18 protein-coding genes and 1 pseudogene are annotated in these 21,126 nt (G+C 43.0%); 9 read left to right on the plus strand and 10 right to left on the minus strand.

The features are described from left to right. Positions 1 to 52: 52 nt before the first annotated feature. The 4 genes from F7734_RS18355 to F7734_RS18370 all read right to left on the minus strand — a co-directional run bounded on the left by F7734_RS18355 (position 53) and on the right by F7734_RS18370 (position 5,188). Complete coding sequence (locus F7734_RS18355; protein WP_243146950.1) at positions 53 to 508, minus strand: hypothetical protein; 456 nt, start codon at positions 506 to 508, stop codon at positions 53 to 55. A 243-nt stretch (positions 509 to 751) separates the two neighbouring features. Continuing rightward, the gene (locus tag F7734_RS18360; protein ID WP_155746032.1) at positions 752 to 1,486 is read right to left on the minus strand and encodes a GNAT family N-acetyltransferase; all 735 of its coding nucleotides are present in this window, start codon (positions 1,484 to 1,486) and stop codon (positions 752 to 754) included. Between the two features lie 202 nt (positions 1,487 to 1,688). Then, positions 1,689 to 2,564 (minus strand): bile acid:sodium symporter, encoded by an 876-nt coding sequence (locus tag F7734_RS18365; RefSeq protein WP_155746033.1) that lies wholly within the window; start codon positions 2,562 to 2,564, stop codon positions 1,689 to 1,691. Positions 2,565 to 2,803: 239 nt separating this feature from the next. After that, positions 2,804 to 5,188, minus strand: a complete 2,385-nt coding sequence (locus F7734_RS18370) for an arylsulfatase (protein WP_155746034.1) — start codon at positions 5,186 to 5,188, stop codon at positions 2,804 to 2,806. A gap of 233 nt (positions 5,189 to 5,421) precedes the next feature. Here F7734_RS18370 and F7734_RS65365 point away from each other — a divergent pair, with 233 nt between their 5' ends. From F7734_RS65365 to F7734_RS65370, 3 genes are all read left to right on the plus strand, one after another. After that, positions 5,422 to 5,550 (plus strand): hypothetical protein, encoded by a 129-nt coding sequence (locus tag F7734_RS65365; protein ID WP_279239733.1) that lies wholly within the window; start codon positions 5,422 to 5,424, stop codon positions 5,548 to 5,550. A 137-nt stretch (positions 5,551 to 5,687) separates the two neighbouring features. Next, entirely contained in the window at positions 5,688 to 6,983 is a 1,296-nt protein-coding gene (locus tag F7734_RS18375) for an MFS transporter (RefSeq protein WP_155746035.1), read from the plus strand. Positions 6,984 to 7,085: 102 nt separating this feature from the next. After that, complete coding sequence (locus F7734_RS65370; RefSeq protein ID WP_279239734.1) at positions 7,086 to 7,220, plus strand: hypothetical protein; 135 nt, start codon at positions 7,086 to 7,088, stop codon at positions 7,218 to 7,220. A gap of 943 nt (positions 7,221 to 8,163) precedes the next feature. On the opposite strand, the gene F7734_RS18385 is transcribed toward F7734_RS65370, so the two are convergent. Both F7734_RS18385 and F7734_RS18390 read right to left on the minus strand, forming a co-directional pair. Continuing rightward, complete coding sequence (locus F7734_RS18385) at positions 8,164 to 8,475, minus strand: hypothetical protein (protein WP_243146951.1); 312 nt, start codon at positions 8,473 to 8,475, stop codon at positions 8,164 to 8,166. 8 nt (positions 8,476 to 8,483) lie between these two features. After that, positions 8,484 to 8,681 (minus strand): annotated as a pseudogene (locus tag F7734_RS18390) (sulfatase-like hydrolase/transferase); the annotation flags it as partial. A 409-nt stretch (positions 8,682 to 9,090) separates the two neighbouring features. On the opposite strand from F7734_RS18390, the gene F7734_RS18395 reads away from it, so the two are divergent. Genes F7734_RS18395 through F7734_RS18405 form a run of 3 tightly spaced genes read left to right on the plus strand, consistent with a single transcriptional unit; the run spans position 9,091 to position 12,470 of the window. Next, on the plus strand, positions 9,091 to 10,734 hold the full coding sequence (locus tag F7734_RS18395) for an FAD-binding protein (RefSeq protein WP_243146952.1): 1,644 nt from the start codon (positions 9,091 to 9,093) through the stop codon (positions 10,732 to 10,734). Next, complete coding sequence (locus F7734_RS18400; RefSeq protein ID WP_155746038.1) at positions 10,731 to 11,072, plus strand: 4Fe-4S binding protein; 342 nt, start codon at positions 10,731 to 10,733, stop codon at positions 11,070 to 11,072. The genes F7734_RS18395 and F7734_RS18400 overlap by 4 nt, the downstream gene beginning before the upstream one ends. A gap of 42 nt (positions 11,073 to 11,114) precedes the next feature. Then, entirely contained in the window at positions 11,115 to 12,470 is a 1,356-nt protein-coding gene (locus tag F7734_RS18405) for an LLM class flavin-dependent oxidoreductase (protein ID WP_155746039.1), read from the plus strand. Positions 12,471 to 12,565: 95 nt separating this feature from the next. Here the strand turns inward: F7734_RS18405 and F7734_RS18410 are convergent, their stop codons facing one another. Beyond that, positions 12,566 to 12,976, minus strand: a complete 411-nt coding sequence (locus F7734_RS18410; protein ID WP_155746040.1) for a cupin domain-containing protein — start codon at positions 12,974 to 12,976, stop codon at positions 12,566 to 12,568. A 49-nt stretch (positions 12,977 to 13,025) separates the two neighbouring features. Continuing rightward, positions 13,026 to 14,378, minus strand: a complete 1,353-nt coding sequence (locus F7734_RS18415) for a selenium-binding family protein (protein ID WP_155746041.1) — start codon at positions 14,376 to 14,378, stop codon at positions 13,026 to 13,028. Positions 14,379 to 14,617: 239 nt separating this feature from the next. Here F7734_RS18415 and F7734_RS18420 point away from each other — a divergent pair, with 239 nt between their 5' ends. The 3 genes from F7734_RS18420 to F7734_RS18430 are packed head-to-tail and all read left to right on the plus strand — an operon-like array spanning position 14,618 to position 17,396. After that, a complete protein-coding gene (locus F7734_RS18420; RefSeq protein ID WP_155746042.1) occupies positions 14,618 to 15,379 on the plus strand; it encodes a dienelactone hydrolase family protein in 762 nt (253 codons plus the stop codon). Between the two features lie 34 nt (positions 15,380 to 15,413). Further along, positions 15,414 to 16,394 carry an aldo/keto reductase gene (locus F7734_RS18425; RefSeq protein ID WP_155746043.1) on the plus strand — a complete coding sequence of 327 codons (981 nt, stop codon included), beginning with the start codon at positions 15,414 to 15,416 and terminating at the stop codon, positions 16,392 to 16,394. Between the two features lie 33 nt (positions 16,395 to 16,427). Then, on the plus strand, positions 16,428 to 17,396 hold the full coding sequence (locus tag F7734_RS18430; protein WP_155746044.1) for a hypothetical protein: 969 nt from the start codon (positions 16,428 to 16,430) through the stop codon (positions 17,394 to 17,396). 740 nt (positions 17,397 to 18,136) lie between these two features. On the opposite strand, the gene F7734_RS18435 is transcribed toward F7734_RS18430, so the two are convergent. Both F7734_RS18435 and F7734_RS18440 read right to left on the minus strand, forming a co-directional pair. Continuing rightward, on the minus strand, positions 18,137 to 19,810 hold the full coding sequence (locus F7734_RS18435) for a hypothetical protein (protein WP_155746045.1): 1,674 nt from the start codon (positions 19,808 to 19,810) through the stop codon (positions 18,137 to 18,139). 795 nt (positions 19,811 to 20,605) lie between these two features. Further along, complete coding sequence (locus F7734_RS18440; protein ID WP_155746046.1) at positions 20,606 to 20,944, minus strand: hypothetical protein; 339 nt, start codon at positions 20,942 to 20,944, stop codon at positions 20,606 to 20,608. Positions 20,945 to 21,126: the final 182 nt, after the last annotated feature.

The following is a 21,126-nucleotide window of genomic DNA, read 5'->3' on the forward strand; positions in this document are numbered from 1 at the left end:
CGCAACTGTGCTCTGTGGCAGGATACGATCGCAAGAACATTTTTGATTTCCTTTACGAAATTTCCACCTGTTTGACTTCTTGTGTCTGTTGTACTTGGTCGAGTTCTGGTAACTTTTGCTCCAAAATCATCACTATTACCATCATTAATAAACTCGTTACCATAATGATGCTCACCACATTTGGATCGTCGAAATTACTCGTACCTATTAACAATGCGGCGGCAAAGTTGCGTTGAGCGGTTCCTACTCCTAGTACTTTCTGGGTATCAATGCCAGGACCACCTAAAAGATAACCCACAGTAAAAGAGAATACAATAAAAATGGCATAAACAAAGATGACACCAGTTTTTAATAAAATAATAATCTCATTGAAGTGTACTATCAGCCTCACCGCTAAACCCAGAATTAAGCCAAAATTAGATATTTTGAAAGTGATTGGTTGAATGTTGACAGCGATCGCTTCATATTTTGCCTTAATTAATAACCCAATTCCCAAGGGTATTAACATTCACTTGCAGGAGTACCTGTATCTCGACCAACATCAAAGGTTTCATCTAATGCCAATCAATAGGGTACAGTTTTTTTAATTCGACCTTCAGCTACTTGTTGATCGAGTTACCACAAATTTATTTAGTAATTTTACTCAGTAGATACTGCTTAATATAGATACAAAAAAACTGTACTGTTAATCACAAAATAATCATATGCTAATATTTAGCAAATCAAACATTAAGTATTACAAACTAATCGATTAACGAAGATAGCTTACTCTATACCAGTACTCATACATCGGCTCGTAACCAAGTTTTTCATATAAGTTGCGTGCAGGAGTATTCGCCTTGACAACTTGTATGTAAGAAAAAAAGGCTCCTTTATCGATCGCCCATTGGAGCAAACCTTGAATAATCGCTGTTGCGTAGCCGCGCCGTCTTTGCGTTGGACTCGTAACAAGGTCAAATATACCTAAATAACCCCTTTCCAGAACTCCTAGCCCACAAGCAACAATTTTATCATTCTGCTTCAACGACACAAATAGAGTCTCTGATTGGATTGTTGTTAATATCTTGCGATGGATAGCTGATGGCTGCTCTCCTAGAGCTATCAAATCATGATAAGCAACCAACCAATAATTCAAGTTTTCTTGGTTGAGAGCAGGTACATCATTAAACACGCGACCTGATATTGCAAGACCCATAACTAGAGATGGATCGATGAGTTGATAACCTTTAGCAGCTAACTTACAATCTAATAGTTTTGGTTCGGTGAATGAAAGCAAGCGGAAAATGGGCTTTTGTTTGCGTACTTGATATTGGGACTCGCAGTAAGTTACCTTTGCTTCAACGTCCGAATCAACGTGACTAAGAACTGTCACTGAATTCGCTCGCTTGGTGTAACCATCTGCAAAACGCATTAGCCAACCATGATAGTTAATACTTTCAAAAGCAGGCCATGCTTTAAGTGATATTTCTTCAACTACTCTATTCATCCAGATATCAATGGAATCAAACTTCTAAAAATGACTGGCTTTGCTTACGTAATTTCTGTAATACTTTGACTCAGTATACTATGTTAATTTATCAATATTTTTTTTAGTCTCCCCTGCTGTTCTGCATACCATGTAATACTCGGATAGAGTTTTGAGAATTTCCGTATTATATATTGGTGCAAGAATGCTTTTTTGATTTTCTTCACGAAACTTCTACTTGTTCGACCTCTTTGGTCTGTACTTGGTCGAGTTCTGGTAACTTTTGCCCCAAAATCATCACTATTACCATCATTAATAAACTCGTTACCATAATGATGCTCACTACATTTGGATCGTCGAAATTACTCGTACCTATTAACAATGCGGCGGCAAAGTTGCGTTGAGCGGTTCCTACTCCTAGTACTCTTTGGGTATCAATACCAGGACCGCCTAAAAGATAACCCACACTAAAAGAGAATATAATAAAAATGGCACAAACAAAGATGACACCAGTTTTTAATAAAATAATAATCTCGTTGAAGTGTACTATCAGTCTCACAGCTAAACCTAGAATCAAGCCAAAATTAGATATTTTGAAAGCGATTGGTTGAATGTTGACAGCGATCGCTTCATATTTTGCCTTAATTAATAACCCAATTCCCAAGGGTATTAACATTAGAACTATTAAGGGTTTGGCAATATCCCAAGAGTTGACTTGTACGCCTTGTAAAACTAATGGTAGTACGAGCGGCATATAAAAGACTGTACCGAACATTAACAACATCATTAGTCCTGTAGAAAAAGCTAAATTTCCCTTGACTATTTGAGCAAGTTTAGGTAAAGCTGGAGGACCAGATGCTAATGCCATGACAATTAAACCGTCTTTCACTGGTTCGGTGAGAGGTATAACTTGTAGCAGTAAATATACAAAAAGTGGCACTAAGATAAAGTTTGTTAGCAACGAGAAAATTACTAAGCGGACATTACAAAGAGGTTGCCAAATCTGCTGTACAGTTAACTTTAAACCTGTGACAAACATCGTGGCTACGACGAATGCTAAAAAGGCTATTTTGTCAAGTATTGGGATAATTTCGTTCATAAATTTCTGATTTTATGCTAAGTCTGTATATGTTAGGTTTCGTTCCTCAACCCAACCTACGTATTTTCTGTGGCATCTCTCCTTACCCCCCTTAATCCCCCCTTATAAAGGGGGGAAACAGGAAATTTATTTTCCTCCCCCAAACAGGAAATTTATTTTCCTCCCCTTTACAAGGGGAGGTTAGGAGGGGTAAAAATAATATGCAGCTTCATATTAAATTGGTATTACCTCCATATTATTTAATTCAAATTCAGGGTGACTTTCTGTAAGTTACCTGTGAATGCAAACGGAACTTGATAAGTTTCACTTGCAGGAGTCCCTGTATCTCGACCAACATCAAAGGTTTCATCTAATGCCAATCGATAGGGTACGGTTTTTTGAATTCGACCTTCAGCTACTTGTCGATCGCAGATAAATAATTTCCCAGTTCCTCCTGCACCAACTTCACCGCTATCGTAATCAAAATCAAATCTGATTGTTGATTTACCTGAAGGTAATTTTTCAGGAGATTGAATTACATAACGTTCTGCATTAACGAAGTTGTAGACATACGTTGGTTTGCTATTTTCTAGAAAAAAGCTCCAACCTGCAAAACGTCCCCCTTGGGTTAATAGCACTCCTTCTGCACCTCTTTGTGGAATTTCTACATCAGCCGTGATGCTGAAGGATCTATTTTTCAAACTTGGTGCGCTCCCTTCTGGAATGGGTGCTACGCCAGGATAGTAAGTAAAAGTTTTCCGTCCGGCTGCTGGAGAAGGACGGCTAGTGACATCAAACCGTTCAGAAAGGCGATCATCTAATGGAAAAACTTGATATTGACGAGCTTGTGATAAAAACAATTCTTGAAGTTTTTCCAGTTTCTTGGGATTTTCAGCCGCTAGGTTATTGGCTTCACTAAAATCTGACTCAATGTTGTAAAGTTCCCAAGGGTCTTGTTGGAAGTCAGCATTGATTGTACCTTGCCAAGGTAATCGAGGATGACGAGCGGCGGCTATCCACCCCTCATCATAAATAGCACGGTTGCCAAACATCTCAAAATACTGAGTTTTACGATGGGAAGGTGCATCAGGATTATCGAAGGTGTAGGCTAAGCTAGTTCCTTCTAGTTTTTGTTGCTTCACTCCGTTGACTTCAGTCGGTACAGTAATTCCCGCAACCTCTAATATAGTAGGGGTAATATCAATTACATGATGGAATTGACTTCGGATTCCACCACGATCTTTAATTCCATCGCCCCAAGCTACAATCAAGGGATTACGAGTACCGCCGAAGTGAGAGGCGATTTGTTTTGTCCATTGAAAAGGGGTAGCGCCTGCCCATGCCCAGGCTGCATGATAGTGATTAAAGGTTTTGGAACTGCCCAAATCATTCAATGAAGCTAGCAGTTGCTCTCGACTTTCGGGTATTTTATTGAAAACTCTTAATTCATTGATACTACCTGCTAAACCGCCTTCTGCACTAGCACCATTATCGCCGATGATATAGAAAATAATGGTGTTATTTAATTCACCAATTTGGTCGATCGCATTAATTAATCTGCCAACTTCATAGTCAGTCTGTGCTAAAAACCCTGCAAATACTTCCATTTCATGGGCATAAATTCTTTGTTCATCTTTGGATAAGGAATCCCAAGCAGGCAGTTCTTTAGGACGGAGTGTCAGCTGTGCATTGGCGGGAATGACACCCAGTTGTTTTTGACGCACAAAGGTTTGTTCTCGCAAGCGATCCCAGCCTTCATCAAACTTACCTTTATATTTGTCTATCCAGGCTTTGGGGGCATGGTGGGGCGCATGGGTAGCACCAGTTGCTAAATACGTAAAGAAAGGCTTGTCAGGAGCTATGGATTGTTGAGAGCGAATCCAGGCGATCGCACGATCTACTAAATCTGGAGTCAAATGGTAATCAGGGTTATTAACTGGCGGTACAACCCGCTTAGTATTTTCTACTAAAGCCGGACTCCATTGATTAGTATCACCACCTAAAAAACCGTAAAAATACTCGAATCCCAACCTTGTTGGCCAGCGATCGAAAGGACCAGCTGCGCTAGTTTCATAGTCTGGCGTGTTGTGCCATTTACCGAAAGCAGCAGTGTTATAACCATTTTGCCGTAATATTTCTGCTACAGTGGCAGCACTCTTAGGTAAGATAGTTGTATAACCGGGAAAGCCTGTTGCTAATTCCTCAACAACTCCTGTATTCACTGAGTGATGATTGCGTCCAGTCAACAAAGCTGCTCGTGTAGGGGAACAAAGGGCTGTGGTATGGAATTGGTTGTAACGCAATCCTTTTTCTGCTAACCGAGTCAGATTTGGGGTTTCTACTAGTCCACCAAAAGTACTTGCTTGTGCAAAACCCACATCATCTAGCAGTACTAATAGCACATTCGGGGCTTTTTCTGGGGCGGCGATTGGCGCGGGAAAGTCTGCTGTAGACTCTTGGTAAGTGGTGCCGATTTTACCCTGAAAGAACGGTTGGGGAATAGGCAATACTTTTGCTGTATCTGCTAGAGCAGGGCTAATAACCGTGGCTAAGCTGATAACAACAGATACGGCGATACCTGTAGAGAGCAAAGCGATGCTGCAAAGCAGCCGCTTCGCGAACGCCCGTAAAATTAAACGTAACATACATTCAATAACCTATTACTTAAGGTTTTGCACTTGGTGCTTTTCAATAAGAGAACAGGAACAGGGAAACAGATCTTCAATTGTTTGAAAAGCTAATAATTAGAGTATCATATCTGTTACAGCTAATAATCACAAACAAATCAGCGATTCGCAATTTGATAGACAAAAAAGAGCATAAATTAAAGTGTCATTGGTTATTGGTCATTTGTCCTTGAACCTAGAAAGGAGTTACTGTGACACCAACTGGATTCTCATTAAATGGAAAAATTGCTCTAGTGACTGGAGGAGTTCCGGGTCTGGGCGCGTCCTACGTTACAGGTCAAGTTTTGGCTATTGATGGTGGATACCTTACTCATTTCTAATTTTTAGGGATATCCAAGAAATAAATTATCCATCTTGTGGGACGGGCGTCCTCGCTCGTTCTTTATTATTGAATAAGTACGAGTGGGTTTAACTAGATTTTTTGTGAACTGCCAATAGCGCTAATTAGGGAGAGAGAATGGGGAATCGGCAATCAAACGGCTGGGTGAAGAACATTTATTTATATTTACCCGCATTCAAATCGCGTAACTTTCGACTCTTCTTTAGCGGACAAACCCTGTCTCTATCAGGCACCTTCATGACTCAGGTCACAATTTCCTGGCTGATTTATGAACTGACAAATTCCGCTTGGTTGTTAGGCTTAACCGGATTTCTCCAATTTCTACCCACTTTAATTCTGGCACCGTTTTCAGGGGTTTTATCCGATCGCTGGAGTCGGCGAGATTTACTTATGCTGGTGCAGGTACTGGGAATTATCGTCTCGCTGAGTTTGACTATACTCAGTTTTTTAGAGTTAGTCAATTTCTGGTTACTAATGATTGTCAGTATCCTTGGTGGATTGTTGAAAGGTTTGGATATGCCTGTTAGGTATGCGATCGTGATTGAAACAGTAGACGATCGCGCTGATTTGAGCAACGCGATCGCGCTTTATTCCGCCATACTCAGCAGTTCTTTATTGATTGGACCTGCACTTGGTGGTATTTTACTTGCCACGCTAGGAGCCAAATATTGCTTCCTTTACGACAGCCTTAGCTACGTTGTAGCCTTGTTAACCCTAGCGGCAATGAGATTACAACCAACTCCAAAAGCAGTCACATCGTCAACCAATGACACTTGGCAGAAATTAAAAGAAGGGTTCAGCTATGTCTACAATACATTGCCAATTCGCGTCATCTTGTTGTTATTGGCATTGCATGGTTTATTTGGCATCTCCTATACGACGCTACTTCCCATCTTTGCGGTTGACATTCTCAAAGGCGGTGGGGAGACACTGGGCTTTTTGAGTGGAGCTGGTTCAGTAGGTTCTCTCATAGGGTGTCTCTATCTCAGTTTGCGTCGAAAAGTGTTAGGTTTAGAACGGCTGATGGCATTGTGTCCTATTGCGATCGGGATTGGACTAATTGCCTTTGCACTATCTAGAGAGGTCTGGCTTTCGTTGTTGATGCTAGTGGTGGTCGGCGGCGGTGGAATGCTTCAGGTTTCTTGTAGTAACACGATTGTCCAAACCCTGGTAGAAGACGATAAGCGCGGCAGGGTGATGAGTCTTTATTCTCTTGCTATGATTGGCACGTTACCTTTAGGTAACTTAATAGCAGGTAGTCTAGCACAGTACATTGGTGCTCCTAATACAACGATCGGGAGTGGTATTGTTTGCCTTTTAGAATCGGTTTGGTTGCAAGGGCACTTACCCCTTCTCACAAGTTGGATTGTTAATCGAACTAGCCACAATTTTCAAAATAATACGGTAAATTGATAAACTTATATTAAAATAAAAATAAACTCTGAAAAATTCTTATGAGCAACAAGCACATAGAAGTCAAACAGGTAGCTGGTTTCATCAGTGCTGAAATTAGTGGTGTCGATTCAAGATTTGGATCATCTGGAAGTGAAGCGCGTTCTCTATCGCACCACTATCAAAGGTGATATTTCAATCGGGGTCGATGGTTTGCGATCGCAAGCGGTTGAAGGTGAGCCGTTCGGTTTAATTTAGCTTATCAAGGTTACTTTAGTAAACAAGGAATTCCTGGTTATAGTGATTTTCTTCTGGCTATTCGAGAAAAAGAAATTAGTGCTGAAGATATTGTTCAAAGCGCTGTTAATGCCAGAAAAGTACCATCACAAGCTTTGAGTGATGAAGAATATTTAAATGCAGTTAAAGTCAAAGTAGATGCATTAGCTAACACCGCAGACGGAAGTTTTAGTTAGTCACAAATGTCAAGCTTATCCTTCTATGGTGGCGCAGTCTAACGATTTGAGAACACTCGCAGGAGTTGGTTCCCATTGCGTTGGAATTCATAGGGTACTTGTTTAATTTCTACTCGGTATCCTTGGGCTATTAATTGGTTTGTTACTGGTTGGAGAAATGGTGACGTTTCTCCACTAAAACAACAATAAGTGACGACGAGTAATGAATCGGTTTTGTGGCTTCATTTAATTGTTTAAAATTCAGTGGTTAAAATTTAAGAAGTAAGATGAGCGATCGCCCATCTTATATAGCTGTGGGAAGTATGGCGTTGCTTAAATCTATCAATCTAAGAGTATTGCATTACTAGATGTAACTCTTGATTGAGTACCTAGTTACCAATATCACGCAATTTGTAATCTATAGGAGCGTGCAATGCATAGAAGCATTTCACAAAAATTGCAGAGAATAAAGTGTTTTTGATTACATTTTTATATAACTTTTGTTAATTCAATCTGTAAAATTTTAGGATGGTTATCCTACTGCAGCACATTATTCTTCTAGTGATTTCGACTCAAAAAAGCTGTCCTTGATTTTTTGATTAAACCATGATAAAGTCTAATTCATCCTAAAGATACAGTAAATTTACCGAATTAGCGTAATTAACTTAATGGATTGTGTGATCGCACGCAGTTGTCATTGCAATTGGGGGCCGTGCTTTTATATGCGTGAAAACCATGGTTGAAACTGCTTACCACATTTGGAGCGTCGTACTCGTACCTATCAACAATGCGGCGGCAAAATTGCGTTGAGCGGTTACTACTCCTAGCAATCTCTGGGTATCAATACTAGAACCGCCTAGAAGATAGCCCACAGTAAAGGAGATTACAATAAAAATGACACAACCAAAGATGACACCAGTTTTTAATAAAAAAATAATCTCGTTGAAGTGTACTATCAGCCTCACGACTAAACCTAGAATCAAGCAAAAATTAGATATTTTGAAGGCGATTGTTTGAATCGTGTAGGCTAAGCTAGCCCCTTCAAGTTTCTGTTGCTTCACTCCGTTAATCAGAAAACTCTTAATTCATTAATGCTACCTGCTAAACCGCCTTCTGCAGTAGCACCATTATCGCCAACGATATAGAAAATAATCGTGTTATCCAATTCACCAATTTGGTCGAGCGCATTAATTAATCTGCCAACTTCATAGTCAGTCTGTGCTAAAAAGCCTGCAAATACCTCCATTTCATGGGCATAAATTCTTTGTTCATCCTTGGATAAGGAATCCCGGCTGTATCTGCTGGAGCAGGGCTAATAAGGGTGGCTAAGCTGATGACAACAGATACGGCGATACTTGTCGCGAGCAAAGCGATAAGCCGGGTACGGCTTGCGCCAAGGGCGATAGTGCAAAGCAGCCGCTTCGCGAACGCCCGCCAGATTAAACGCAACATAACATTCAATAACCTATTACTTAAAGTTTTGCGCTTGGTGCTTTTCTACAAGGGAACAGGAACGGGGAAACAGAGCTTTAATTGTTTGAAAAGCTAATAATTAGAGTATCATATCTGTTACAGCTAACAATCACAAACAAACCAGCGATTCGCAATTTGATAGACAAAAAAGCTTTTGGAGCTAAACACGCCAGTGTTGACTGCCAAATAAGGAGGACAAGGAATTGCTAAGAGTCTATAGCGAAAATGAACTACAACTAAATGCTGACGTGCTAGTCATTGGTGGTGGTCCTGCTGCAGCCTGGGCGGCATGGGCAGCAGCATCCCAAGGAGCCAAAGTTATTATTGTTGATAAAGGTTTTCTAGGTACGAGCGGTGCTGCTGCTGCTAGTGGCAATGGTATCATGGCTCCAACTCCTGAGAATTGGGACAAAGTTTTATCAGAACGCTATCGCTTAGGCAAAAACCTAGCTAACTTACGTTGGATCGAGCGCGTTATCGAAAAAACTTGGCTCAGTTTGCCACTTGTGGAAGATTGGGGCTATCGTTTCCCCAAAGAAAATGGAGAATCCGTGCGCCAGAGTTATTACGGTCTCGAATATATGCGGGTACTTCGCAAAACCCTGTTGCGAATGGGCGTTCAGATTCTCGACCAAAGCCCCGCTCTGGAGCTTTTATTGGCTGACGACGGCTCAGTGGCTGGAGCAAGAGGCGTGCAACGGCAAAAACATTGTACCTATACCGTTCGCGCTGGTGCAGTAGTGATGGCGAATGGTGGCTGTGCATTCTTAAGTAAAGCATTAGGGTGCAATACCAACACAGGTGATGGGCTGCTGATGGCAGTGGAAGCTGGTGGCGAACTTTCTAGTATGGAAGCTTCCAATCACTATGCCATCTCGACTGCTTTCAATGCCACGGTGACAAGGGGAGTTCCTTTTGGCTGGGCTAGTTACACTGATGAAGCAGGCAACGATCTTGGTGGTTATATCAATGGTCGTCGCGATCCCTCTTTCCTGCCCAATGCCCTTCTAAAAGGCTCCGTTTATGCTCGTTTGGATCGAGCGACACCTGAAGTTAAAGCAGTCATTGAAAGGTCTCATTTCATTGCTTTTCTACCGTATAAAAAAGCTGGGATCGATCCTTACACGGAACGAGTGCCTGTAACATTGGTTTTAGAGGGTACAGTTCGTGGTACGGGTGGAATTCGGATTGTGAATGATAGTTGTGCCACAAAAGTTCCTGGACTTTACGCCGCAGGTGATGCTGCATCGCGGGAGTTTTTATCCGGTTTAGCTTCTGGAGGTGGTGGTCCCAATGCTGCTTGGGCAATTTCCACAGGACAATGGGCAGGAGTTGGAGCAGCTGCTTTTGCGAAAAGCCTGGGTGCTCATGCCCACGAACGGGTTGTGCATCCTGTTGGTCAAGCTGGATTGCGTTCTCAGTCAAGTACTTTTGAAACATTCGATAGCGAAGAAATTGTGCGCGGCGTACAAGCCCAAATGTTCCCGTTGGAAAAGAATTATTGGCGTTGCGAGCAAGGGCTTTTGGATTCCCTCGCCTCCTTGGAAACGCTGTGGCAGCAGGTACAAGCAAATCCGAAACAAGATACTGTACGCGATGTGGAATTTTCTCGTCGAGCAGCTGCACTCACGGCTGTAGCGCGATGGGCATATTTTAGCGCTTTACATCGCACGGAAACTCGCAGCGAACATATTCGGGTGGACTATCCCAAAACCGATCCAAATCAACTTTATTATCAAGCGACTGGTGGTTTAGATAAGCTTTGGGTAAGACGCGATTGGATAAAGGATGCGATGTCAGGCGACAAGCCGCAAAATGTCAAAGTTGTAGCAGGAGCAATATCATGATTGAGCTTGTCAGCCATAAACTCTGTATCAATTGCAATCTGTGCGTCCAAGTTTGTCCTACCAATGTTTTTGATTCTGTACCCAATCAACCACCTGCGATCGCTCGAAAAGAAGATTGCCAAACTTGTTTCGTATGTGAGGCATATTGTCCTGCTGATGCACTCTATGTTGCCCCTGAATCTCATACCGATGTTACGGTCAATGAGGATGATTTAATTGAAAGTGGCATAATGGGAGAATATCGTCGCATATTAGGCTGGGGATATGGCAGAAAAAATAATAGTGAATTGGATACAGCTCATAAACTTCGCCATTTGCCACGCCCCTATCAAAGTTGATTTGAGTGTTGAATTGTTTAAGACCATGCCTACGGAGGGCTAATGAGCGGTAAGAAGCAATTGAAACTGGGCGCTTTCATGCGTCCTGTCAGCATACATACAGGCGCTTGGCGCTATCCTGGAGCTTTGCCTGATGCTAATTTTAACTTTCCAGCATTGAAACGATTTATCCAAAAACTAGAGCAGGGCAAGTTCGACGCATTCTTTATGGCCGATCATTTGGCGGTTCTCAATATGCCGATTAATGCGCTCAAGCGCAGTCACACCGTCACTTCCTTCGAGCCTTTCACCTTACTTTCTGCCCTCGCAAGCGTTACCGAACATATTGGGTTAGTCGCTACTGCTTCCACGACCTATGACCAACCTTTCCACATTGCTCGTCGCTTCGCCTCTCTAGACCATATCAGTGGCGGTCGCGCTGGTTGGAACATTGTCACTACATCCAATCCAGATGCCGCGCTTAACTTCGGCTTGACAGAGGAAGTCGAGCATGACGAACGCTATCTCAGGGCGAGGGAATTCTATGATGTTGTAACGGGTCTTTGGGATTCCTTCGCTGACGATGCTTTTATCCGGGACGTGGAATCTGGGATTTATTTCGATCCCGCAAAACTTCATGTTCTAAATCATAAAGGAAAATATCTGTCGGTGCGGGGACCGTTGAACATCGCTAGACCTGTCCAAGGTTGGCCAGTAATCGTTCAAGCAGGGGCATCGGAAGCAGGACGGCAATTAGCTGCCGAAACCGCTGAGGCTGTATTTGCACCTGCTGGTAATCTGGAGGCTGGTAAAGCTTTATTTGCAGATATTAAGGGGCGAGCGCGGGCGATCGGACGCGACCCTGATGGCATTAAAATTCTTCCAGGTGTCTTAGTCGTCGTGGGTGAAACCGTTGCAGAGGCGCGTGCCAAGCGTACACATTTGGACAGCTTAATACACTATGACAGTGGAATAGCTAGCCTGAATATCGCACTTGGCTATGACGTTTCTGGCTTCGATCCAGACGGACCTTTGCCTGAAATCCCGCACACTAACGGCAGTCATAGCGGGCGAGAACGAACGATCGCACTAGCGCAACGCGAGAATCTGACTATTCGACAGCTAGCTCAACGCATCGGCAGTTATGGTGGGCTGGCGTTTGTTGGTACTCCCCAAACTATTGCTGATGAAATGGAGCAATGGCTGATTGAGGAAGGATCTGATGGCTTCAACGTCATGTTTCCTTTTCTTCCTGAAGGGTTGGATGATTTTGTGGACAAGGTTGTGCCAGAACTGCAACGACGTGGGATCTTTCGTCAGGAATATGAGGGTAAGACGTTACGGGAAAATTTGGGACTTACCCGTCCTGCTAACCGCTTTTTCGAGATTTCAACTGAGTCTGTAAGTTATATCAAATAATTCAGGAACCGCAGATGAACGCTGACGAACGCAGATAGAGAACCGCTAGATTCCAACAATTTCTGAGGGAACAATGATGACTCAAATTGAAGCATTTAAGGGGTAATCCGTTCGGTTTTGCACGGAAGCGGGGATTGAACCACTACTACAAGCATTTGCTCGGTTCCTGTATTTCTGATTTCGTGACGCACGGCTTCAGGAACGTGAACCGAGACTCCAGGTTGTACGGAGGCTACTTCATCTCCGATAACAACTTCTCCTGTACCTTGAACGAAGTAGCAAATCTCACTAGTTTGAGGATGCTGGTGTAAAGGATTGATTTGTCCTGGCTCAAGACAATACATACCAAATTGCAGCGTTTCTGTGTTGAAAATTGGTCGTTTCACATATGCTTCGGGATTAAATTGAATGACTTCTTCAAGTGTTTTGATATGTCCTTGGTTTAATCTCTTATTTGTTTTTGCTGACGTTTTTGTTGTGGTTACAGCCTGATTTTCAGATGTCATATTTCCTCTTTTATCGCTTTAAGTATTTGTAGACTTATGAAACTCTTTTTCAAACCCAAATATCGGAAGTACAATCGCCACCAGGATAACGCATCTCATGAGCGCGGGATGGACCTTGCGGTTCTTTGCTAAAGTCAACGTAAAAGTTCTCGTTGATTTTTAATCCTCCGTTTTCGGTGTCACAGTCAACCTGCAATAAGTATGAACCATCTTTGGATAAGTCAGGATAAAACTGATTGTCCCAGGTACTAAATAGGGAGTTGGTGACATACAGCCGTTTGCCATCAAGACTGAGTTGGAGCATCTGCGGTCCACCAGCTAGCTTTTTGCCCCGAACCTCACTACTTTTACCGACTAAGCCACCGCACCAAACTTGACCTGTGAGTTTGGGTGCGAAAGGATCGGTGATGTCATATTGACGAATGTCTCCATGTAGCCAGTTGGAGAAGTAGACATAGCGATCGTCCATCGAAAGTAAGATATCGGTAATTAACGATGGTACGGGAATAGGCCACCCTTCCACTTCTTGTGATGGAATGTCAATGACTTTTTTCACATCCCAATGACCGTTAGACTTGTGCCAGTGCCAAACGTTGCTACTCAGTGCTGCACCAACAAATCCGTGAGTGCTATCAGGGTTATGGTGAAACCGGACTTCTAAAGGAATTAATCCCTCCTCGCCCAAGTTAACACTTTGAATAATTTCGTGTTTAGACCAATCCCAAAAATGCAACTGCTGACCGTAATTTCCAGCCGTCACATCGTTAAGATCGAAGCCGGGATAAAACGTTTTGGGTGCGCCCCACTCACTGCTCACCATAACATTATGACGGGGCTGATACCAAAAGTCATAATTGAAGCGCATACCATCAGCTTTGTGTTCCCAGCGTCCAGCAATGTCAAAATTTTCATCCAACAACAGAAAACCACCAGGACCATTCCCCTCGCTGTTACCCAACATTGAAATCATGACGTGACTATCAGCCAGACAGTGTACGGTATGGGGGGCGGTGAGGTTAGTTTTTTCTTTGATTTGTTCGGGTTCAATGACTTTATGAAGTTTGGGCGCTTTGGCATCTGCTGTATCAACAATGTAAATTCTGCTAGAGCGTAAACCAGGAATCACTAAAAATCGTCGGGATTTACTAGTGTCGTCGTGACAAGAGCTACATGCATTCCACCCAAAATGGTGCAGTTCATCACCAATGTAAGGCATTGGTAGGCGATGGATAATTTGGGAGTAAGTTGGGGAATTAGGGTCAACGTCTATAGTTGCTAAATAATCTGGCTCTTGAATATTTGTACCTGTATAAAGTGCAATTGTATAGAGTATTTGTTCGCGATCTGCTTTTATCGCTGCTTCTGGAGAAGCGTAACCCGGACCACAACAAGCATGAGCCATATCTTTAGATCTCGAAGTACGTTAGTAAACAAGCCTACTTAATTAAAAGCACGGTAATATGATAGATATAAAGTATTATACAAGAGAAAATGTCAAAAATTCCAAACCACCACTAAAGATGACAAATACAGCAAGTAACTAAATCTTTAAATAAGCCTAGTTAATTAAAAGTACTGTAATTAGATAGATTTACAGTATTATGTAAGGAAAATGTAAAAAAATCCCAAACCACCACAAAGATGACAAACACAGCAACAGACGCAGCAATTCGCACTTCTTATGTTAAAATTCCTAACGGCGGTTTGCAAATAGATGCTTACTTGGCGGAACCTTCAGGTGAAGGACGCTTCCCAGCAATAATCGTAGTTCAAGAAATTTTTGGCGTAAACATTCACATCCGAGAAGTGACAGAAAGGTTGGCTAAGGAGGGATATGTAGCGATCGCACCTGCAATCTTTCAACGGACTGCTCCTGGCTTTGAAACTGGTTACACTCCCGAAGACATCCAGCTTAGTAGAAAATACAAAGAACAAACCACAGCAGGTGAGATATTAAGCGACATTCAAGCAACGATCGCAAAACTCAAAACTCTGCTAAATGTGAATGCTAATGCGATCGGCTCTATTGGTTTTTGTTTTGGAGGACATATTGTCTATTTAGCTGCAACACTACCTGAGATTAAAGCTACAGCTTCCTTCTACGGTGGTGGGATTACAAATTCCACTCCAGGCGGTGGTGCGCCTACCATCACTCGTACCCCAGATATCAAAGGAACTCTGTACGCCTTCTTTGGCACTCAAGACAAAGGCATTCCTCAAGAGCAAACAGAACAAATTGAAGCAGAGTTAACAAAGTATCAAATTCCTCATCAAATCTTCCGCTATCCTGCAGAGCACGGTTTTTTCTGTAACCATCGTAATAGTTACAATGCAGAGGCTACGGCTGATGCTTGGAGCAAAGTTAAGGAACTATTTCAAAAGGAACTTCAGACAGCAGCGTAGATATCTTGCATTATAAGTTGATAAAGATAACCGCATGAAATACGTCAACCTTGGTAAAACTGGACTAAAAGTATCGCGCCTATCCTTAGGCACAATGACATATGGCTCCCGTAAATGGCGAGAATGGGTGCTCGAAGAAGAAGAAAGCCGCCCGTTTATCAAACTTGCCTTAGAGTTAGGGATTAATTTCTTTGATACTGCCGATGTTTATTCCTTGGGTGTGAGTGAAGAAATACTAGGGCGATCGCTCAAAGATTTTGCAAAAAGAGACCAAGTTATTATTGCTACCAAAGTTTATAACAGAGTAGGTGATGGTCCGAACGATCGCGGATTGTCCCGCAAACATATTTTTGACAGCATTGATGCGTCATTACAAAGGTTACAAACAGATTACGTAGATTTATACCAAATTCATCGTTGGGATAACGAGACGCCGATTGAGGAAACCCTAGAGGCACTGCATGATGTTGTTAAGTCGGGTAAAGCTCGTTACATTGGTGCTTCGAGTATGTACGCATGGCAATTTGCCAAAGCGCTTTACCTAGCAGATAAACATGGTTGGACTCGCTTCGTCTCAATGCAGAACCACTACAACTTAGTTTATCGGGAAGAAGAACGGGAAGTGTTGCCTTTATCTCGCGCTGAGGGAATTGGAATTATTCCCTGGAGTCCTTTGGCGCGAGGTTTTCTGGCTGGAAATCGCACTCAACAAGATCGAGGTGAAACCATACGGGCGAAAGGTGACGACTTCGCTCACAGTCTCTACTATCAAGAGTCCGATTTTCAAATAGTCGATCGCGTTGTGGAATTGGCTCAAAAACGTGGCGTTAAACCAGCACAAATTGCTCTAGCTTGGTTGTTACACCAACCAGGAGTGACGGCTCCTATTATTGGTGCTACTAAGATAGAACATCTTAAAGAAGCTGTTGAGGCTATAGACTTGGTGCTTTCTGAAGAAGAGCGAAAGTTTCTTGAAGAACTCTACAAACCCCATCCGATCTTAGGACATCGCTAAGCAGTACTTTTGACACTCATTGGCTTTTTCTAAATGATTAGTGGAATTTTTGAAAATTGCATTGGCACAATAGATGCTACCACCACCCTTAAATATTGGGCTGAGTTTGGTTATCAACCAATTCAGCACGGACAATTTAGTGCAAACCAAGCAGAGGTACTGTATCAGCATTCAGCAGAATTAACTTCATGGCGACTGCAAAATGGCGATTCTGCAACACACGGATTAGTCCGAGTTATGTTTTGGTCGCAACTACGTAACTCGGGTTTAGAGAAAACATTGCCGATGGTTGTGGGAAGTCGTTGGTTTGCTTCCCTCACGCAAGATATTTACACTCTTGCTGATGCTTTTACTGATGACAACGCTAACGATGGTGATTGGATTTACACCGAGCCAGTCCGTGCTATTGAAGGTTTTGGCAATCAAGGGACGGGCTTGTACAATCGCTTTGCTGGTGTGCGAGAAATGTTCGTCATTGGTAGGGAAACACGGCAGGCTTTTTTTCAAAGATACAACTATACTCGTCCCGGCTATGGAGCGATCGCTGCTAGTTCTCCCTTAAAAGTCAGCGAAGGAACTCACTCCAGTTTAGTGAGTAATGACCATTATCTGACTTCTTTTTACACAGAAGTTTTTGGACTTATACCGAGTGAAATTAATGGTAAGCGTTCGGGGTATCAAAATCCCTCAACACGGCAAACATTAATACTTGAAGAAGGGCAAGAGTTTTATCTATCGGCGTTTTCTTCCCCAAAAGACATTGCAGGCGTCCTGCAAATCTACACTCCCATTTACCCTACACCAGATCGGCGGGAATACTCCCAACCAGGTTCCTTGGGTTTGAGCTTATTTACATATCGAGTTGAAAATATTCAAGACTTTCACCAACGTGTCTCTAATAGCAACGCCACTCATGTTACACCCATTGTTAAGAACGAGTTTAACGAACCTTCATTTGGGTTAGTCGCACCTGATGGTTTCTACTGGGTGATTGTTGGTTAGATAGCCGTTATAGCTATTAAAAACTCTCGATACAGACTCATACGCGATCGCTTGCTTTTTACTACTTTAAATGAATTGGCTGGGGATTTTCGTGCTGCATAGGAATGCTTTGTTAACCAAAGACGAATACAACTGGTGGCGTGGGGGTGCGCGGTGAGCAAGTTTATCCGCACCAACCTTGTTAATCCCTGTCCTGTATGTGGGGATACTCGCGGGCGCTGCCGTCATCTGCCGAATAGCCCCGATACGGCTTATAATGGTTCGCTTATCGCTAACCCAAAACCGATTTTCTCCTTGCCCCAGGTCGGTCGGTACTGACCTTAGGTGGGCTTTCGTGGACTGCATTCCATCGGGTTCATTGCTTACTACCGATGTGTCCGGGGTGTTTAACCCTTTTACGTAGAGACTGGGTGGAAGGATACCCAGGAGGAGACGGCTCCTCAGTCAACCGCGCTACTGCGCCTCCGCAGAACTTTCACGTCGCGCAACGCCCTTTTTCTCATATTTTGGTGGCAGATTGCAAATGCACCCGCTTTCCTAAAAATCGGCCTAGAGCGGGTTAGACCCTATTTGCAACAGCCCCAAGCCCCAGCATCAAAGCAGCAACACTCAAAATTATGGGTAACGGAAACTTTAAGCCGAACTCCCCTTGGCGGGGGAATTTCGGAAGGCTGAAACTATTGCTATGTGGTTCATAGCGCTAATTAAAGTCCAGGCTTCTCAACTTTGCCTGGTTTGATTTAAACGCTGGCTTCTTCAAATAACCGATTCAGACTAGCGACGAACTCCTCTATCTGTGCCTTATCCATCTCGCGCCACCCATCAAATCCCAGGAGGGATGTGACAGTTTGTTGCCTAACCGGATAAAATTCAGCGATCGTATGCGTTGATACCCAGAGTCGGACTTTTCCATCCATCGCAGGCTGTCCCGAAATAATAAACAGGCATTGAGAGGAATTTCTTCGCGCAGTACATAGCAAGTGAGCCGCAGGACTAATCATCAGGTTAGTAGGCCACGGATTCAGTGTAAGATGGTGTTTCTTGGCTGCTTGTATCACCATCTGAAATTCTTTGCCAATGCCACGAGCCTCAGCCATCGCCATGAGTGCTTCTACACTCAAGCGTTGATTTTTCAGACTGGTTGTCAATTGCGTTCCGTTTGAGGAAGCAACCCGATGCGTTATTGGGGATAGTTCAGACAACTGCTCTTGCAGGGGCACAGTTGTGCGATCGCTTTTAGCAGTTCTTTGCTGTAGCTCTGAGAGCTGGTTAAATGCCTCTGTTAATGAGATCATAGAAGCTTGCAACTGCTGAATTTGTTGCTCTAGCCCGGTGGGGTCAAACGGTGCTGGTATTGGCGGCAGTGCTGAAACCTGCTCTTGTAGTTGGGCGGTGCTTTGGCTTAAGTCTTCTATTTGCTGTAGCTCCGAGCGCTGGTTAAATGCCTCTGTCAATGAGATCATAGAAGCTTGCAACTGCTGAATTTGTTGCTCTAGCCCGGTGGGGTCAAACGGTGCTGGTATTGGCGGCAGTGCTGAAACCTGCTCTTGTAGTTGGGCGGTGCTTTGGCTTAAGTCTTCTATTTGCTGTAGCTCCGAGCGCTGGTTAAATGCCTCTGTCAATGAGATCATAGAAGCTTGCAACTGCTGAATTTGTTGCTCTAGCCCGGTGGGGTCAAACGGTGCTGGTATTGGCGGCAGTGCTGAAACCTGCTCTTGTAGTTGGGCGGTGCTTTGGCTTAAGTCTTCTATTTGCTGTAGCTCCGAGCGCTGGTTAAATGCCTCTGTCAATGAGATCATAGAAGCTTGCAACTGCTGAATTTGTTGCTCTAGCCCGGTGGGGTCAAACGGTGCTGGTATTGGCGGCAGTGCTGAAACCTGCTCTTGTAGTTGGGCGGTGCTTTGGCTTAAGTCTTCTATTTGCTGTAGCTCCGAGCGCTGGTTAAATGCCTCAGTTAATGAGCTCACACAAGCTTGCAACTGCTTAATTTTCTGGTTAAAGTCTTCGATTTCCTGCTTGGTGGCACTCTGGCTGGTAATCTGTTTTGTGTGGATAAGTGCTGTTTTCAGTTCCTCAATCTGTTGCTCCAGGTTAGTGGGGTCAAAGGGTGCTGGTATTGGGACAGCAGACAGAGTTTCAACTGAGGTGCGTACCGATTGCATCTGTGCTGACAGTTGCCGATCTACGTGTGTGACGCGAGTGCCCATTTCAGACGAGACAGCAGTTATATTCTCCTGTAACGCCTGCTCAAATCGGCGTCGGTTGATCAGGCTCAGCGAGAGGGCTAAACTCAGGGGCGCAACCGCATAGATCAGCTGCTGGGAAAAAACTGCAAATACCGACCCAGCGACAGAACCCGCTACAGAGACAGTTTCTGTTATTTCCAACCCATTGCGGTTAGTGGAGTCTTTCATTCGCTACACCCTTAGTGTTTTCTTTACCTATGAGAAAAAACTTAACATATCCGCAGTCCCAGAAGAGTTGCGGAGTTTTTATAGCAAAATTTTATCCATCTTATATAATAGTGGCTTGTCTTGTGCTTGGGCAAGGACCTTTGTGTCAAAGCAAAGGTGAGTGTTTAAAAAGAATGATAATCGCCAACGGGGGGAGAGGAAGTGGTCGCCGACGGCGACCACTTCCTCTCTATACAATTTCAAACATAAAGATAAAGGTAGAGGCGGCTCCCTCTGTGATTATCATTTTAATTTAAAGGGCTGGGTTAATAGCTCTGTGAATAGTTATCAGGAATAACACGAATAATTTGAGATAAGTTAATAACAAGATAGTACTTAAGCTGATTTCATTTCTCCTTGTTACACTTTTGCCTCTTTATTCGCCGATCTGCGGGTTACCCTTAGAGGTGCAAGATATAAGCCTAGGTATAGTGAGTAGAGGAGAGTCATTTACCCAGTAAAGAGCGCTGTCTGTAGTCGCTTTATGAGTAACTTTAAAGGTGGCTGGGAGGGTAAAAACATCCCCTTCAGACCAAGCCAGTGGACCAAATTCCGTTTCTATAGAACCGCTTCCTTCGCTCGCATAAAATCATTGAGCAGTCGCATCCACCTCAGTTGAAATGGTTTCGCCTTTAGAGATTCGCACATAGCTAGCGCTGATATTAGGACTGGTAGCAGGACTTTGATTGCTAAGATGTTAAGAGAGATCGAAATATTTTAATTAGCTACATAGTTTTGCCTCAAGTTGATGGCTATTCACTTATTCCTAGAATTAGGAATCTTAACACTATCATCTTTAATCAATTTGGTAAGAATATCTATCAATCCTTCAGCAGTATCTATTTCAATGCCTTCCAAGATACCAATAGCTACAGATATAGAGTTTGTATTCCTTGAGCATTTAGAAGTTATCTGAGAAATCATGTTTTCAGTTTCTAACATTGCTTTTGTAAGAGAAAGAGCTTTATATTTAGATAAAATGATTACATAGTTAGCTAAAACGGCTCTAAGTAATTGTTTATTTTCAGTAGTTAAATACTCAAGCGTGTATCCGAATTTTTCACATAGTTGAGTAATTTGGTCAGTACTAGTCATCTCTATCTAAAGAAAAACATGTTTAGGAATATAGCATTTCATTCCAAAAACAATTATTAATGTTTAATGTGTTCTAACATACATCAATATGTGGATTTGCACATAAAGTGAAATTCTGAGAACGAATTTATGGGGGTTTCAGGCGACGAGTTTCGCCAGAAAGCCCACCTTCCGCACTCCAA

Source organism: Scytonema sp. UIC 10036 (assembly GCF_009725235.1).